The sequence below is a fragment of the Nocardia sp. CA-135398 genome, from assembly GCF_050955845.1.
GTDB lineage: Bacteria > Actinomycetota > Actinomycetes > Mycobacteriales > Mycobacteriaceae > Nocardia.
Window position 1 is genome coordinate 4,153,882 of sequence record NZ_CP192084.1, and the last position, 17,644, is coordinate 4,171,525.

Annotated in this window: 5 protein-coding genes (1 of these 5 cut by a window edge); 4 read left to right on the forward strand and 1 reads right to left on the reverse strand. The window is 64.3% G+C overall.

The features are described 5' to 3' along the window. Nucleotides 1–14,763, forward strand: partial view of a PfkB family carbohydrate kinase gene (locus tag ACQP1T_RS18065; RefSeq protein ID WP_433761698.1) — the 3' portion only. It extends 17,811 nt beyond the left edge of the window; 14,763 of the gene's 32,574 nt are visible here — the last part of the coding sequence; the start codon falls outside the window, past its left edge; it ends in the stop codon at nt 14,761–14,763. A 221-nt stretch (nt 14,764–14,984) separates the two neighbouring features. Here the strand turns inward: ACQP1T_RS18065 and ACQP1T_RS18070 are convergent, their stop codons facing one another. Next, entirely contained in the window at nt 14,985–15,122 is a 138-nt protein-coding gene (locus ACQP1T_RS18070) for a hypothetical protein (RefSeq protein ID WP_433761700.1), read from the reverse strand. A 114-nt stretch (nt 15,123–15,236) separates the two neighbouring features. Here ACQP1T_RS18070 and ACQP1T_RS18075 point away from each other — a divergent pair, with 114 nt between their 5' ends. The 3 genes from ACQP1T_RS18075 (at nt 15,237) to ACQP1T_RS18085 (ending at nt 17,643) form a co-directional block, all read left to right on the forward strand. Then, on the forward strand, nt 15,237–16,067 hold the full coding sequence (locus ACQP1T_RS18075) for an alpha/beta fold hydrolase (protein ID WP_433761702.1): 831 nt from the start codon (nt 15,237–15,239) through the stop codon (nt 16,065–16,067). A gap of 277 nt (nt 16,068–16,344) precedes the next feature. Then, nucleotides 16,345–17,064: an SDR family NAD(P)-dependent oxidoreductase gene (locus ACQP1T_RS18080; RefSeq protein ID WP_433761703.1), complete on the forward strand. Its 720-nt coding sequence runs from the start codon at nt 16,345–16,347 to the stop codon at nt 17,062–17,064. A 15-nt stretch (nt 17,065–17,079) separates the two neighbouring features. Further along, complete coding sequence (locus tag ACQP1T_RS18085; protein WP_433761705.1) at nt 17,080–17,643, forward strand: GNAT family N-acetyltransferase; 564 nt, start codon at nt 17,080–17,082, stop codon at nt 17,641–17,643. Nucleotide 17,644 lies beyond the last annotated feature (1 nt).

A 17,644-nucleotide genomic window follows, 5' to 3' on the forward strand; every position in this document is an offset into this window, starting at 1 on the left:
CACTACCTGCCCGTGTCCGCGCATTCGCGGCCGGGGATGCTGTTGCTGGGCGTCCGCCTGCGACATCTGCTGGCGGCTGCCCCGGGATCCGCGACGGCCACGGGCCGCACGGCGGATCTGCGTCGGCTGGTGGAGCGAGCTACAGCGGCTGCGGAACTCTACGACACCACATATCTACTGAGTACCGATACGGCCACCGCGGTCGAGCACCTGACTCGGACGTTGACCGGCATACCGGTGGCGGTGCCCGGGACCCCCGATCAGCTGCGCCGCCTGACCGCCTCCGCATCGTTGGGCGAGTATCTGGCCGCTGTGCACGGGACCTCCGATCAGCTGCGCCCCCTGTCATCTTTGAGCAAGTGCCTGGCCGCTGTGCGCGATGACGTCATGTCCCGGCGTCGCAGCATGCTCGTAGCCCTACTGGACGGGTTGGGCAAAGAATTCGACATCGATACGCCCGCACTCGACGAACGGGGGGCGGGTGCGTACGACCTGATGCGGCTGACGAGTCTGCAGTCGGCGCATCCAGACGTACTCGGGCATGCGGGCGCGGCGCGGCTCGACACCGCCATCGACCTCGTTCGTGGAATCGTCCGCGCCAACACCCAACTCACCCGTATCGATGCCGTGACAGCCGTGATGGACGAATCCCACCACCAGCGGAATCTGGCACGCGAGCGGGTCGTCCGCCTGACGGCCGACCACTTTCGGAAGTACCCGTTGGATAGACGTAGGGGAGGACTTGGACCCGATTCGACGTCGCTGCTCGCCGCGGCCCGCCAGTGTGCGGCCCGGTTGCCCGGCGAGGGATGGGCGGAGTCGACCGTCGCCGAGGTGCACAGGCGCGTCCAGGCGCTGTGGCCGAGTAACGAGCCGACCGCTCAGCAGTACGTTGCGCAGCACTATCTCGGGCTGCGTCGACTGATCGAAGCCCTTGACGACGAAAAATCTTGGAGTCAATGGGTTCACCGCCTGCGCAAGCCTGGGCCGCAACTCAAAGGGCTACTCCTGAGCCGACGTGACGCCGACGAGAAGCGCGCGCTGGCCCACCGCCAGCTATGGCGTGCCGCCACGTCCGCCGGTGTGGACATGGGCCGGTGGGGCACGCTGTCGGAGTTGCGGGAAGCACTGCGCCACATGGTGAAAGAGGACCTGGACTGGCTGGCGCAGGAGTTGGGATCGACTGCTCCGCCGCGGTTGCGCCAGTTGGCCCGAGTGCCCGCTGAAGCAATACTGATTCAATCCGTGATTCCGGCGATGTTCGAGCTGTTCCCTCAACTGGCCGACGATGATCCGAGAGACAACGTGGTGCTGGCGCGCGCAGAACATTGTTTCCACCTCAGCAGAGTGGTCGATGCCGCCGACAAGATCACCGACCCGACCGCGGAAATCGACCGATTCGACGCGGATCTGGATCGGTGGCTGGATTCGGTGCTGGAGGTAATGCCGGAGACCGAGGACGGGGTGCCCGCCTCCGCCGAGGGCACCTCCCCGTATATTCCGCCCGATCCCGAGATCGCCGAACATCGCAGTGGCGGTCGGCGCCATCCCGGAGAGCGAGCGGACGCTCTGTCACCCACGCCGTTCGACACCGCCGCCGCCCGCCTTCTACGAGAAGAAATCGTACGGGTCGAGGTGGTCGAGGACACGCCGCGGGTGCTGGTCGAGGTCCTGACCTTCGCGAACGGCGCTCAGATGATCAGGGAGACCTACGCCAATCCGTTCGACGCGTCGAAGGAGTGGCTGAACTACCAGGTGGCCAGGAAGATGCGCGCGCCGGTCGCCAGCGTCAGCTTGCCCGTCTTCGGCGGCCGTGAGCTCTACCGCGAGCTCCCGACCGCACGATCGGCGCACACTGTGCTCCCCGCGGCCACGGCGGTGGATCCCCGGTATCTCGACTCACCTTCCGGTCTGCGTCTCGGCTTGTTCGACGCGGTCACCGCAACCGCGCGCACGTCCGCACACTGGGGCATCCGCCCGACCGGCGAGGTGGTGGCCGGGCGCGGGGCCGGCACTTCGGTGGACGAGGATGTCAGTCCGTTCGCGGCCGCGTTCGTCCGGCGCGTCGATGGCCGAGACCTGTGGCACAACCACAGCTTCGCTCGCGACGACATCACCGATATGCGGGTGGAGGTGGCCTACCTCGGAGCGCTGATCGCAAACCCCACCGTGCCGCCCATGCACCAAATAATGCTGCTCGATATGCACGAGCGGTTCCTGGCCGCGCTCGCCCAAGCTGAGCGGTACGCGGAGCACAGCCCCGAGCAGGTATCGCATATCGCCGGGCTCAGTGCCGACGCACAGGTCAAGGCCCGGGCGGTGACGGACTTCGCCCTCGCGCACCCGTACTTCACGATCGTCGGTTTCGACCGTCCCGAGGTCACCGCTCATGCCGCAGAGCAGATCCTCGCGGCACTGGACGAGCTGCTCACGAAATACCGCTACGCGCCCGGCTTCACCCGACTGATGACCAATATTCGGGGGCTGCGGATCGATGTCATGAGCGATCCGGACCTCGATAGCTCAGCAGAGGGCGCGCTCAACAGCAACCGGACAGCCTGGATGACAATCAACCTGCGCCGGCTCGCCGACGGTATGGACGCGTTCGAACGCACCCGCAGTGACGCCGCCGCCGGAATACACCCGAGCACGGGGAACCCCCTGCGCGACTACGTCATCCACGAATTCGCGCACGCCATCGATAACGCCACGAAGGGGGAACTGAGCGGCAACGTCGAGACCGTGCTGCGCGACACGTGGGCGCACTGGCATGCGCAGGGCCTGATCGACGAGTCCTGCGAGCAGTGGTGGAGTGACCTACCGGCCGTCGCCTTCAAAGACCGAGACAAAAAGATTCTGGACCCGGAGGAAACGATCGGTGCCGGGTTCGCCGATGGGGAGACGAACGGCGTCATCGCACGCAAGGCGCGGTCGGTCGTGCACCAGTACGTCACCACGCTGCTCCCGCCGGTCATCGCGGCGCCCGACCAAGCCGAACCGCCGATCGATAGATCGGCGCTGCGGGCGGAGCTGGCCGAATCTATGCAGGTGGATCCGGACCTGGTGCGGCACGCGCCGCTACGCGAGGGATTGAACGTGGTGTTGACGCGGCTGCGGCATTTCGATCCCGCGAGCTGGGAACGAGCGAGGCAGGCGGGTGAGCTGACCCGAATCGGCCGCTGGATCGGGGAGTGGTTGCGGCTGGACGCGGATTTCCGGGCCGCGTCGGTCGACCGGATCCAATACGAAGGAGACCCGGCCCGAAAAGCCGAACTGGACCGCACAAGAGCCGAATTGGCCGGCCGGAGAAAAGATCTCGATAACGATCTGCGCCATGTGGTCGGGCTGGCCGGCAAGGCGTGGTTGACCGGACCACCGGTCACCGTCGACCCGCTGGTCGCATTGCGGCGAATCGCCGCCGAGATGCGATCCAGGGAATTGTCGAGATTGATCGTGGCGCTCGCACGGTTTCTCGACCCTGGTGGGCTCGGGCCGGTGCCGAGCCCGGTCAACGCTGCGGACCCGATCGGTGCGGTGTCGACCGCCGAGCCTTCCGTCGAGTCGGTCGCCGCGCGCGAGGCCGCCGAGCGGTGGCACGCTCTGCGCACGTCGCTGGCCGAACTGCTCGAGATCGACCCGGACGAGGTGCGGGCCGCACCGCTGCAATGGGCGCTGGACCGGGCGCTGGATCGGTTGCGGGACTTGGCTTCCGGGCAGTGGCGGGATGCGGTCGAGGCGGGCCTGCTGTTGCGCTTGATGTCCTGGATCAAGGACACGGTGCGGTGGCAGCGAGACATCGCCGCCGCGATGACACAGTTGGCCTGGTGGGGACCACCTGATCCCGCGGTGTGGGATCGCTTGCAGGGCAGGGCTGATCGGATCGAACGGGAGCTGACCGAGATGGTCGGCGGCGCGGATTCGGTGGCGGAGTCGGTCACCACCGACCCGGTCACCGAGCTCCGGCGGCTGAGTGGGCGAACCGACGCCTCTCGGATGCTGACGCTGCTCGCGGACGCGGAGTCGTTCCTGGCACTGGACGGGGTCGGCGTGGACCTGCGGCCCGGCCCAGAAACGGTGGCGCGATTGACCGGTGCGGACGCGGACATCGTTCTCGCGCTGGTGGATGGCAGCCACCCGGCCAGGACCGACATGCACCGGCGGGTGCTCACGGTGGCCTCGTGGCTGGGGTATCCGATCCACGCCGAGACGAGCGCTCGAGAGCTCGGTGACTGGCGAGCGGTCGTCGACCATTTCATCGAGAACGAGGCACCCGAGGAGTTTCCGTTGACCGGAGCTCGGGACCCCGCAACACCCCCTGTCGATCTGGACCGGGCCGATATCGACACGCTGCAGCGCGCGATGGCCGATGGGGTGCTGACCTCGGTCGAGCTCGTCCGGGCGTATCTGCACCGGATCCGGGTGGTGGACCCGGATCTGCATGCGATTCATGTGCTGCATCCGAACGCCCTCGATGAGGCCGAGCGGATGGATGCCGAACGCCGACGGGGACGTGTGCGGGGACCGCTGCATGGAATTCCCCTGTTGATCAAGCCGAATATCGATGTAGCCGGACTGCCGACGACCGCAGGCGCGGTCGCGCTGCGCAATTCGTATCCCTTCCTCGATGCCGTCGTGGTGCAGCGAGCGCAGGCGGCCGGAGCGATACTGCTCGGTGAAGGCAATATGACCGAACTGGCGAATTTCGTCAGCGATGGAATGGAGTTCGGCTATAGCACTCTCGGCGGGACCGTACGCAATCCGTACAACCGGAAGTTCCCACCGCACGGATCCTCTACCGGGTTGGCAGTTGCCGTCGCGGCCGCGGAGACCACGGCAAGCATCGGCACCGAGACCTCGGGGTCGATCAACAGTCCGGCTGTGTTCAACTCGGTGGTCGGGGTCAAACCAACGCGTGGGTTGCTGCCCAAAACCGGAATGGTGCCGAGCGCGGGCACCTTGGACACCGCAGGCCCCATCGCCCGGACGGTGTACGGCGCGGCAGCGCTGCTCACCGTGTTGGCCGGAACCGACCCACAGGATCCGGCGACGGCGGTCATCGCGGGTAGCGCCGACACGGATTACACCGCCGCGCTGTCCGTCGACGCCCTGCGTGGCAGCCGAATTGGGGTGGCTTTCGTGGCGGGGGTGCCCGCACCCCCCGTGTTCATTGCGGCGCAAGCGGTACTCATAGCGCGAGGCGCGACTCTGATCCCGGTCGAGGTGCCCCTGACCGGCCTGCCCAAAGCCCTCGCCCCCTACGAGCTCGAGCGGGATTTCAATGGCTACCTGGCCCGGCTGCCTGCGAGCGCGCCGATCAAAACGCTGGACGACCTGATCCGTTTCAACCGGGCCAACGCCTACACATTGGGCACAACCCTGTACGGGCAGGGCAGGTTGATCCACGCCAGCACCATAGACCTGGACGATCCAGCGGTCTTGGAGGAATATCAGGTTCATCGCGCCCATGTTGTGGCGACGGCACGGGAAAGGCTCGATTCCGCGTTCGATCACCGATTGGACGGGTTGCTGTTCGCCGGGGACACCGGAGCCCAGCTGAGCGCCAGGGCAGGGTATCCGACCGTCGCGCAGCCGATCGGATACCGCACACCTGACGGTAGGCCGGAAGGATGGATGTGGGTCGGCCCCCCGTTCTCCGAGGCGTCTCTGCTGGGCTTTGCGTATGACTTCGAGCAGGCGGCGCAGGTGTGGAGTCCGCCCGCCGAGGTCAATCCCACGCTGTTCGCGAAAACAAAGTCGCGGCCTGCCGACGAGCGGTTGAGCCCGCAGTCATCGGCCCCGCATCCCGAATCCTCCAGGGCCACACCATGGTCGGGACTAGCCCGGTCCACCGAGGAACGACAGGATAATTCGTCACCTCCGACGCCGTGGTCCTCGCGCACGGCAGTTCCGGAACTGTCTGCTATCCGCGTCGCCGATCCGGCGTCGGCGACGCCGGTGACCGATCTGCTGGCTGTTGCCGACCCCGACAATGGTCTGCTCCGTGAACGGCTCGGAGACCTCAACGGCCGGTATGGGCGCCTCGATTTCGAGGTAACCGATGCCCGTTACACAGTCATCGAGAATTCGGACACGACGCCGCGCACCGACCCGATCCGCTGGGTTCGCGGATTTACCTTCTCCGGTAATCTTGTCGATTCCGATAACGGTAATGAGATTTGGGGCGCGCAGTTCGATATCGAATTCGATGAGCACAATCGGATCGTGGTACGGGCCGGTGATCTATCGTATTGTGTACGGAGATATGTCGGAGAAGTATACGAGTCGTTCTTCTCGCGGCTGGACAGAGATTATTTCGGCCGGTACGCCTACCGAAGCGAGTTTATGCCTGCATTCGAAGCATTGGTGGTCGCCGCAGGGGAGCCAGGTGTTCGGTGGGATAACGGTGTGGGCAAATTCGAATGGAATGTCGAGCAATTGTATGAAGCCGCTACGCGCATCTTCATTGATATCACCCCCGCCGATCATCGTCGGATCGTGGATTTCCTGGGCCAGATCGAGCACGCGGGTATCGACGGCTCGTCACCTGCCGATGTGCGAAATCTCGTCGGCGACGACCGTGAGCTGGGCAGGCGCCTGCTGAGGTCGACCGCACTTGATTTGGTTCGGGATTATGCCGAGTACATGGCTGCCGATCCGTCATCGCGCACAGTGGAACCCGAACCGGTAGGAGGCGAATCTGCCGATTTGCCGACTGTGGACGGCGCAGATGCGTCGGTCACTCTTTTCCTCGGCGATCTGCTCGTTCATCAGGAACCACACAATGCGCTGCTCCGGCATGTGATGCCCGTTACCGGGCAGGTTGGACCGTATCGGGTGCGAACGACGGCACGATACATTGTAGAGTGGAAATTTTGGAATGATGTGGATCTCGACCCGCTGCGGCGCCAGTATGCGGCGACGATTGAAGGTATAACGGTCACAGGTTCGATTCTCGACGATGCCGGCAACTCCGTCGGAGTTATCGACCAGGAAATAGCATTCGATAACGAGGGCAAGATTGTGGTTGCCGACGAATCGATTCTCGATGAAGGCGTACCGGATAACGGATATTATGCAGCTCTGGCAGAGCGAACGGCGGAATACTACGAAAGAAGCGGAGTCGACCGAATCGATACCATGGCCAGGCATGAGTATGGTGCCGCGGCAATGCGTTTCGGGTCGGTGTGGCTGATCGACAACCCAGGAGATCTCGAAGATTCGGTATGGCGGATCAACGCAGCGGCAATGGACCTGCGTCGCCGTAGCACCGAGGCCGACCAGGAGTTGTTGGATAATATTCTGCGTCGATTCGACGGGCCGATAGCCGACTTCCCCACCCCGCGGTATTTGATAAGTCTGGTCGGTGAGAACCCGAATCTGGGCCGCGACCTCGTCGCTGCGGCCCCCTGCTCCGTTACTAGAAAATTGCGGCGGCGCGAAGACGACCCCACGGCTCGGCTGGTGGTCGCGCGTCGCGTGGACGAGGAGTCCGCGCGGCTACAGCGGGAACTCACGGAAATGCTGCGCGACCACGCCGTCGATCCGGCGGAACTGCTGCGGACCGGTTCGCCCACGCGGGAGCTCTGGTTCGCTCAGCACACCAGAATCCGCGGCGATCTGATCCGGCTGCTCAGAGTCGTGAATGGCCTGACAGACGACGAGTGGATCCTGCGGACGGTGACCCGGGTGCGGTCGTCCGGACCTACGACTGCGGGATTCGCCACCGCCGCAAAGCAATTCGCCGAATCCCAGCCGGTCGCGAAACTGGTCGCGGACATCCATCGCCTGGATCGGTGGGCGCGGGCGGTCGATGCGGTGGAAGAGGAACTGTCCCGGCGCGGCGCTGAGCTGCACCGACTGATGGGCCGTGTACTCGCCTTGATGGGCGCTGCTGGTCGTTTCCGTCGTGTCGACGTGCTGCTCGGCGTACTCGGGGCAACGCTGGCGTCGGCGGATCACCGGGCGAGGGCGTTCCAGCGGCTGGAGCGCCGGGCTCGTCAGCTGTATCTGCTCGGCTCGGCGTTGTCGGACGCCGAGGGCCAGTGGCGCCTCCGTGAGCCGATGCGGCAGCTGCTGCGCGCCGAGGCTCGCGAACACGGACTGGCGCATCAGAGCACTCGCATGGTGTCGCTAGTATTGCGAGATCGCTTGCGGCGCATGCCCATCGACGCGCACGAGTCCGCGCGGGCCGAGCAGCTACGTGGGCTGGTCCGCGACGCGGACACGCTCACTGATCTCGACGATACGGTGCATCGGCTGCGCACCGACCTGGATGTATGCCTGACGGGGGCCATTGCGGAGCTCGCGAGCGCGCCGGTCGCGGAGCGCGGTCCCGGACCCGAGCTGCCGAGTCTCGGATGGCTGGAGTCCTTTCTCGTCCCGGTACGTGACGGTGTGGTCATTGCGCGTCGCCGCGATCTGTTCGCACTGCTGGACACCGAACATCGGAAGTTCGGCATCGATCCGACCGCGCTGGCCGCGGAAACAACCGGTGCCGAAGAATTGGCTCGGTTGACCGGACTGCGGGAGCGGATGACCGCAGACCTCGCGGAAATGCGGGAGCTGGACCCGGCGGCGTCGATGCCCGGATACATCCGCAAGCAGGCCCATCGGTCCACCCGGGTGGGGGTAGTCGCGCTCGCGGAACGGATAGATCGGTTCGACCGCGTGACCGAACGCGTTCGCTGGATCGTCCACGCGACCGAACGGCTCGGCCGGATCGATACCGTGGCGGCGGCATTCGCCGAAGCCAGCAATCAGAAGCAGGTCGCCAACGAGCGGCTCGCCGCCATGATGGCGGCCCATCTTCGACAGTTCCCCCTGGACCGCAACATTTTTCGAGGTGAGCTCGGGCCGGATTGGTCGTCGCTGCGTCTCGCGGCGACCACGTGCGAAACCTGGCTGCGTGATGCGGGCTGGGACGTATCGCAGGACGGTGCGGTGCGCCGACCGCAAAACCTCCTGCAGTCGAGTGCCGAATCGAGCCGCATGTCGGCGGTGGCCCAGCGGTATCGCGCGTTGCGCCAGATGATCGCTGTCGACGACGAGGCCGGCCGGGCGGAGGGGTGGTGGTTCCGCTTGCGGGCTGCTGCGGCGCCGCTTCAGGCCACGGTTTCCCGCATACTCGACGCGGAATCGAGCCGTGCGGAAGCGTCCGACGAATTGCTCCGGCTCGCCGACCACGCCGGTGTGGACCTGGGCCGAATGGGTCCGCCCCTGGGGCAACTCGCGGGTTTGCGTCGCCTGGTCGCCGAAGCGCTACAACAGACGATGACAGCGCTCGGCACGAAAGCATCGATCCAGTTGCACACCCTGTCCGAAGCGCGGGCCGAGGAGCTGGATCCGGTCGAGGTGGACGACGCCGTCATCGAGTCGGTGCGGCGGTTGCGAGATCCGCTCCTTCGCGAGCAGGTGCGGCCGCTGGCCGAACGGTGCTCCGAACTGTGCGAGATGGTGAATAAGGCCGACGCGGTGCAGATCCGGACCGCTGAGCTGGATGGACTCGATATCGAGTTCGACGCCCAATTGACGACGGCGCTGAAGGTCGCGCCACCCGAGCTCGAGGAAACCGCGGCCGGTGACGCTGCGGCGGTGTATGTCCGACCCGATGGGCATACCGCGGGTCGATGCGCACCGTTGACCGAGGAGTTGCATCGGGATCGGACCGGTAGGCCAGATGTCCGTGTGTCGGAAAATGTTGGCCTGGATGGCTTGTCGGTGCAAACCTGCGTGTCCGATCTGCACGGGCGTTTGCAACGGGTCGCGATCGATCCGGTCAACCCCCATCGACAGGTCGAGGAGTCGGCGCGCGAGCTGGTGGCGGGATTGCCTGCCGAGGAGCGCGACGGGGTGTCGATCGTGGTGATCGACGGGACGCACGTGGTCGACGAGCACGGGGTCAGCGGCCACATCTACCGGCTGGAATACCGGTACGACGAGCAGGTGGGGGACGGGTGGCTCGAACTGCAGGATCCCGGTAAAGGGCTGTTCGGGATGTGGGATGACCAGACGACCGCGGCCGAGTTGAAAGGCATCTGGGTGATGGCCTTCGATAGAGACGGTCATTCGCTACTGCTGCCCGGAACCGAAATCGACTTCCCGCCACCCGATTTCCAGATCGGTTCTGACGGCAGGGAGCCAGGGCCTGAAAGTCGGGCCGGGGATGCCGCGGCGCCCGTGCCGGAGCGCAGTCGCGGCGAAAGAATGCGCATGGTCGGCGAATGGCTGCGGGCCGTCCGGATCTTGCATAAACGGACACAACAACAACTTGCCGACGCCATGGGACTCAGTAGGAAAACCGTCATGACGGCCGAGGCAGGAGCGCGCATAACCGTTGACTATCTGCGTGGCTTCGGTCGCGTTCTGGGTATTTCGGATGACGTCCTTCGTGCTGCTGCTCCGCATGAATTGCGACATTTTTTCGACAACGCTCTCCCTCATCCCAGGGACCCCGCCTTCGCTACCTTCGGTGACTGGCACAGGGCCGTCCGGAACATCCGTGAGATGACTCAGCGGCAACTCGCCGACGCCATTGGTGTCCACGTGGATACGGTAAAAAGGGCGGAATCGGATGTTCGTGTATCCATAAGTTATCTGCGCAATTTCGGTCGTGTCTGCGATGTTTCGGATGAGATGCTTCGCGCTGCCGCACCACGTAATTTGGCGCGCTATTTCGACGAAACTAGTTCGGATGTCGAATCAGGATCCCGTGCGGCGGTTGATAGGGACTCATCGTCGACCCAGCCCGCCCCGTCACCAGGAAACGGTCCGGGACACACCGCGCTGAGTGGTCGAAGGGTGGTGGCGGTCGGTGACGCTGTTATCGATATCATCGTCGGTTACGACGAACTTCCGGCGGCGCAGGAGTATCGCGACGCGCGATCCTTTCGTGAGGTTCCGGGCGGTAAGGCTCTCAACCAGGCTGTAGCCGCCGCGCGACTCGGCGCGACGGTGCAGGTTGTGTCCGCGATCGGGCGCGATAGGTTCGGCAGCGATATTCGAGCGGTTCTGCACCGGGAGGGAGTCGGCAGTGCTGGCGTGCGCATCGAGAATGAGACTTCGACTGCGAAGACCGCGTGTCTCGTCCGGGCGGACGGAGAAGTGTCGTTCATTTACCACGACCCTGGCGAATTGGGGCTGACCAGCGAGGACATTCAACGTAACCTCGGGGCGATCGAGAACGCCGAGGTGGTGCTGCTGACATTCACCACATCCGACGCGGTTATCGCTCATGTCGCCGCTGTTGCCCGGGAGAATGGTACGAAGGTCGTTCTGCAACCGGCTCCGCCACGCGAACAGGTTTCCCTCGACACGGTGCGTATGGCGGACATTCTCGTGCCGAACGAGATCGAGGCGCGGGCGCTGCTGTCCGCGGCATCGATCGATGCCGCGGCGATCGACGCGGCGTTGCTGCCCGAGCGTTTGTTCGAGTTACTGGGTGTCCCAACGATTGTGGTGACGCTCGGTGCGGCTGGATGTGCCGTGCATCATCAGGGTCGCAGTGCGCGGTTCGAGGCGCACAGCACTTCAGTCGTCGACACGACCGGCGGGAGCGACGCGTTCACCGCCGCGTTGGCGGTGGCGTTGGCGGCCGGGCTGCCTATCGACCGTGCGGTGCAGGTCGGTCTGTCGGCTGGCGCGCACGCGGTCGCGCATTCCGGTGGTTACGAATCGATGCCGCATGCCGACGAGCTCGATCTCTCCCTCCTGAGCGCGTCACCGGAAGCAGGTGCCGATGGTCGCGACGGCGGGCCCGCGGTGGCCGAAACGCTGGACGCGGAGGGATTCCGGCGCTGGTACGAGACTCGGGCGCGGAATCGGGAGGCCGGGTTCGTCACACAAAGTCTCGGACAGTACGCGCGGATGCACACTGTCGAAGGCCGCCGGATCAGGCGATTGCTCGCCGAGATCGGCGCGGAATCCGACCCGGCCCCTGACGAACCCGTTCCGCATCCGCATGCCTACGACCTCCCTGGTGACTGGGCGCGTGATGTTCGCCGATACCTCGCACTGACATCCGACGAGATGGATCTGCTCACCGAGGCGGAGCCCGGGACTTGGCAGAGCATCGAGGACGGCCCCGGCGAACTGCCTACCGATCAGGTGCGCGCACTGTTGCGCCGTGTTCCCGATGCCCGTCGCCTCTACGCTCCGCTCGCCCAAGCCTTCTGTCCGAATCTGGTGGCCGGTCCGCCCGCCACCGTCGGCGGGAGCCTGCGGCGGTTCCGCGAATACACCGGTTCGAGCCCGGATCGACTCGCGGTTGTGCTCGGCGTAATTCCCCTGACGATCGATAACCGGGAGGCGGCCGATCATCTGGTGCCCAGAGTGTGGGAGGCGCATGTACGCGCCCTGGCTGTCCGGTTGTCGGATGCCATCGGTGACAATGCGCCCATTGGCGCCTGCCTGCGGGTATTGCGGTTGCGCACCGGTCTCCCGCGTCGGCATCTCGCCACGAAGATGGGCATGCCGGAGGAAGCTATCACCGATATCGAGGCGGATGGTTCTCCGCCGTCCAAACAACTCGTGGAGGCTTACCTCCGGTCGATAATGCCGGGCACACCGCATTTCCCGGAAGGCCATCCCTACGCGGGCAGCTATCTCCGATATCGCCGCGAGCATGCGGGTGTTCGCTTATCGCAAGTGGCGACCGCGATGGGCATGACGGAAGTCATGGTCAGAAGACGCGAGACAGGATGGGTTCCGCTGTCGACCGAGATGGTGGACGCGTATCTCGACGACAGTGCTGCCGATCTTGCTATCCGGAGCAATATCATCGAAGCATTTCCGTCGATCGATCAAGCTGTGGAACCCGCCGTGGTCAAACGGAACATTCCCCACTGCTCGACGGAAATATACCTATTCCCCGACCCGGGCAGGACTCGATCTCCGGCCGAGTACAAAGATGAATTCCAGCGGGTGAACGGGCTCACCGATAACGACACAAGACGTTTGTTCGGATGGAATCCGGGTCGTCCACCGGTGAGCGTGGACGCCGCGCTACGAACGTATGACCGATTCCTGTGGCAGGCCGGTCCTTGGAACGATTTCGCCGCGGCGTGGGGCTATTCGTATCGCATGGATCGGCTCGGTGAATCGGCTCCGGACCCCCGCGACTTCGCGTCGATACCCCAGTGGAAGGAGGCCACGAGTCTCTATTACCGGAGAAAACCGGCACGTTCCCGACACAACGATCCTGCTGCCGCTGTGCCGGGGAGTGCTGCTGTGTCGAGTCCGGATTCGCCATCGCCGACACCGTGGAGCCGTTCGTCCGCGACGCGATCGCCGAGCGCCGGAACGTTCGAGCAGCGGAAGGAATCGAAGGCGCCGGCGAAGCAACCGGCCACTGCGGTCGATGGTTACCCGCCTGTTTCGAATCTTGTACGCGATACCGTGGGGGCATGGCTGCGCACAGTCCGGGAACAGCGCGGATTGAGTCGAGCGCAACTCGCCACCGCAATGGGTATCGAGGTCGTTACGGTAGATTCGGCTGAGAACGGCGGCGCTATCACCTTCGATTTCATCCAGCGATGGGCAAACGCGTTGAAGATTTCCCCGTATGCGCTGGATTGGGATCTGTATCCACACCTCGACGCCGGAAATGACTTCGACCTCAGATTCTCGAAGTGGGCCGCCACCGTGCCGGGTTCACCGGAAGATGATGATATGCAACGAACAATAGCCGCCGAATACGACTTCATGGCACAGCAATTCGCGCGAGAGTGGCACAGTTCACGCATCTCGAAGGCGGATCTCGAAGAGTATTTCCGGCAGATAATACAGCGCACCATCCGTGCAAAAGATTTTCCGATAGGACGACTCTCTGCTCACCTCGCCGCCCGATATCGGACTGCGTTCTCGGATTTCTTGTCGTCGACGGGGCTTTCGGAGGATTCGGGAGTGCGACCGCAGGGATTCGGATCTACTTCGGCCACAGCGGTTCCGCGCGGCGATCAGCAGAAGGGATCTGACGGACGTAACGTCGGTGCCCGGGGTGATACAGGCGATGTGCCACTGAAACATGTGTTCGGCACGGACGCCTGGTCATATCATCTGGGTCGCCGACATAAACCTTTTGCGGAAGCTGCGTGGGAACAGGCACTGAGTGGACTTCCCAGTAATTCGCGGATATTGGAAATCGGTGCCGGAACCGGGCTGAATACCAATGAACTGAAAAGACGGATGCCCGGTGCCGATATCACCGTGTTGGAGCCCGATGCCGCTATGCTCGAGGTGCTTGTCCACAATCTCGGTGACTCGGTAACGGTGGTCCGTTGCCTTGCCGAGGAGATCTCCGACCACTTCGAACCGGACACATTCGATCTCGTGATTTCGGCCGAGGCTCTCCATTGGTTGGATCTGGAAACGGTGAATCCGCAGATACATCGAGTCCTGAAATCTGGCGGGCGAGTAGTAAGTCTCTGGAACAGGACCGTTAATGATGCCACTATGCAAGATCTCAATTCTGGGCCGGAACCGTCGAGAACGTTCGAGACGGTGAATAAAGGACCTGAGGGCGAGGGTTGGAGTTCGCCGCTGTTCACCGACTTTTATCGCGGGGCTTACCCTTGGAGTGACGAGTTCAATCTCGGCGAAGTGATGTCATTGTATCATTCATATTTCGAGCATCTCGGCGATCCGGATCTTGCCGATCAGAACGATCGACATTACCGAGAGGCGTTCGCTCGGCACGCGAACCCCGAGACAGGTTTGATCAGAATGTCTTTCAGCACCATCCTATGGCGCGCAAACCCCCTGAAGTAAATATGGCAGTAACTGAGGGACCGACAGCCCGAGATCGGTGACGCGGGCACCGTTTCCGGAGATCGGAATCCAACCGGGAGGCGACTCCCAGGTACATCTCGTCCAGCCTGGCCGCGTGCTCGGACAGCAACGCGCCCGGCTCCACCGGGAGGTCCACCGCGTTCATGCCGGCGTCGCGGGCGGCCTCGCACACCTCACCCGGCTGCAGATGCGACAGCGGTTCACGCCACCGTGACGGCGAAGATGTTGCGCTGCTCGAGATGTCGATGGAACTGCTCTTGGTCGCCATCATCGGCGGGCGGAACGTCCGCACCGTCGCCCGGCCAGCTCCTCCAGCCGTTGCCCGGCCGATCCAGCACAGAGACATCTCCAGCAACCTTCGAAATAAGAGTTGGTGGCGGACCGATTAATTCGTGCGGTAAGTCCGGTCAACCTTCTCGGCAGACCATGACTATTTGCTCGAGGAGATCTTGATGACCCCGACTTCGACCGCCACCACACACACCCTCGACGTGGCCGGCGCGCGACTGCACTACGAGGTGCGTGGTACCGGACCGCTGGTCGCACTGGTCGGCGCCCCGATGGATGCGGCGGCCTTCGCGCCGTTGGCGGAACTGCTCGCCACCGACCACACCGTGCTCACCACCGACCCGCGCGGCCATCAAGGCAGCGTGCTCGACGACCCGGAACAGGACTCGACACCGCAGCTGCGCGCCGACGACCTGGCCTGCCTCATCACCCACCTCGACATCGGCCCCGCGGCTGTATTCGGCTCCAGTGGCGGCGCTGTGACGGCATTGGCCCTTGTCCAATCCCAGCCGGATCTGGTCACCACCGTGATCGCCCACGAACCGCCGCTGGGTGAACTCCTGGCCGAACGCGACCAGGTCCGTGCGGGAACCGAAGACGTGATCGCCACCTACCGCAGCGGTGATGCGCTCGGCGCGTGGCGCAAGTTCATGGCCAACGCGAACATCATGATGCCGGAACCGGTGCTACAGCAGGTATTCGGCGGCGAGCGCGACCCGCGCCAGCTGGCCAGCGAGCGCTACTGGTTCGATCACGAGCTGCGTGGCACCACTACGTGGGAGCCGAATATCACTGTGCTGCAAGCGACTCCGGTGCGCATGGTAATCGGCATCGGCTCCGAATCGACCGGCCAACATTGCGACCGCACGTCACGGGCACTCGGCGCAGCCATCGGGGTGACTCCGACCGTATTCCCCGGCGGACATACCGGATTCGTCGAGGACCCAACCGGTTTCGCCGTCCGGTTGCGTGCGGTACTCGGAGGTGCTGCTTAGAACGGCCGTACCGCATCTCTCACGCACAGTGATGTTTCCACGCCGAGACCATGTCTCACGTCTCGGGCCGGGCATGCTGAACAGCCAGTGCCGGTGACGCCAGGCGTCGAGACCGGCGCCGGGCAGGATCGCCACGCCATGTCGCAGGGCGCGCTGGGCGAACGAGGTGCCATCCCCGCGCCGAGCTCGTTTCGGAGCCGGGACCTGGTACCTCGTCCCCATCGTGAGAGCAGCGAAATGCTCGTGGCAGGGTGGTGGGATGAATCGTGGTGTGTTGGTGACGGGAGCTTCGCGGGGGATCGGTCGGGCGGTTGCGGTGGCGTTCGCGGAGAACGGTGATCGGGTGGCGGTGCACTACTCCTCCGCGCGGACCGATGCCGAGGAGACATTGCGCCGGTTACCCGGCGACGGGCATATCCTCGTCGACGGCGATATCGGTTCCCCGGAAGCGGCCGAAGCGATCGTCGCGGCGTCGATCGAGGAACTCGGCACAGTGCATGTGCTGGTCAACAATGCGGCGGTGAACCTTCCGCATCCCCTCGCGGAAACCTCGTACCCGGACTGGCAGAACGTGTGGCGCAAGACCGTGGACGTCAATCTGTTCGGCACGGCCAATGTCTCCTACTGCGCCGCGCGCCACATGATCGATAACAAGGTGCCCGGACGCATCATCAATATCGGCTCCCGCGGCGCATTCCGCGGTGAACCCGACTACCCCGCCTACGGTGCCTCCAAAGCAGCCGTCCATGCCCTCGGTCAATCGCTTGCGGTGTATCTGGCCCCCTACGGCATCGCCGTCGCCTCGGTCGCACCGGGTTTCGTCGCAACCGAACGCGTCGCCTCTCGCGTCACCGACGAGGTCCGCGCCCAAAGCCCCTTCGACCGCGTCGCCCAGCCCGAGGAAATCGCCTCCGCCGTCCGCTACTTGGCGTCACCCGAAGCAACCTGGAGTTCCGGGGCAGTCCTGAACGTCAACGGAGCCTCATACCTGCACTGAACCGCGAGGGGACCCATGACACAACAGCTACCACCTTGGCCGAGTACACCGCTGACCAGCGGCCCGATCATCCTGCGGGAGTTCACCGAAACCGACACCCATCTCGCGATCGATATGGGCGCGGACCCCTACATCCCGTTGATCGGTAGTTTGCCCGCCTTTCCGACCGCCGCGGAGGCACTGGACTGGGTGCACCGTCAACGCGGCAGACACGCCGAAGGAATCGGCTTCTCCTTCGCGATAGCCGACGCCGATACCGACAACGCTGTCGGCGCTATCGGGCTGTGGCTGCAAAATCTGGCGAAAGGACGAGCGGCAGTAGGCTACTCGGTCGCCCCGGCACTCCGCGGCCGCGGATTCGCAGGTGCGGCACTGCAAGCCCTGACAACCTTCGCCTGGACCATCTCCACCCTGCACCGGATCGAGCTCTATATCGAGCCATGGAACACGAGGTCGATACACGTAGCCGAAACCGGGGGATACCTCTGTGAAGGCCTGCTACACAAGTACCAGGAGATCGGCGGTGTCCGACGCGACATGCTCGTGTACGCCGCAACACGACTTGCAGGCGCCCTCTGAA

Excerpts from the sequence above, each read along its gene's own strand:
- ACQP1T_RS18085 (WP_433761705.1), top strand. The coding sequence starts at position 17,080 with ATGACACAACAGCTACCACCTTGGCCGAGTACACCGCTGACCAGCGGC.
- ACQP1T_RS18075 (WP_433761702.1), top strand. The coding sequence starts at position 15,237 with ATGACCCCGACTTCGACCGCCACCACACACACCCTCGACGTGGCCGGC.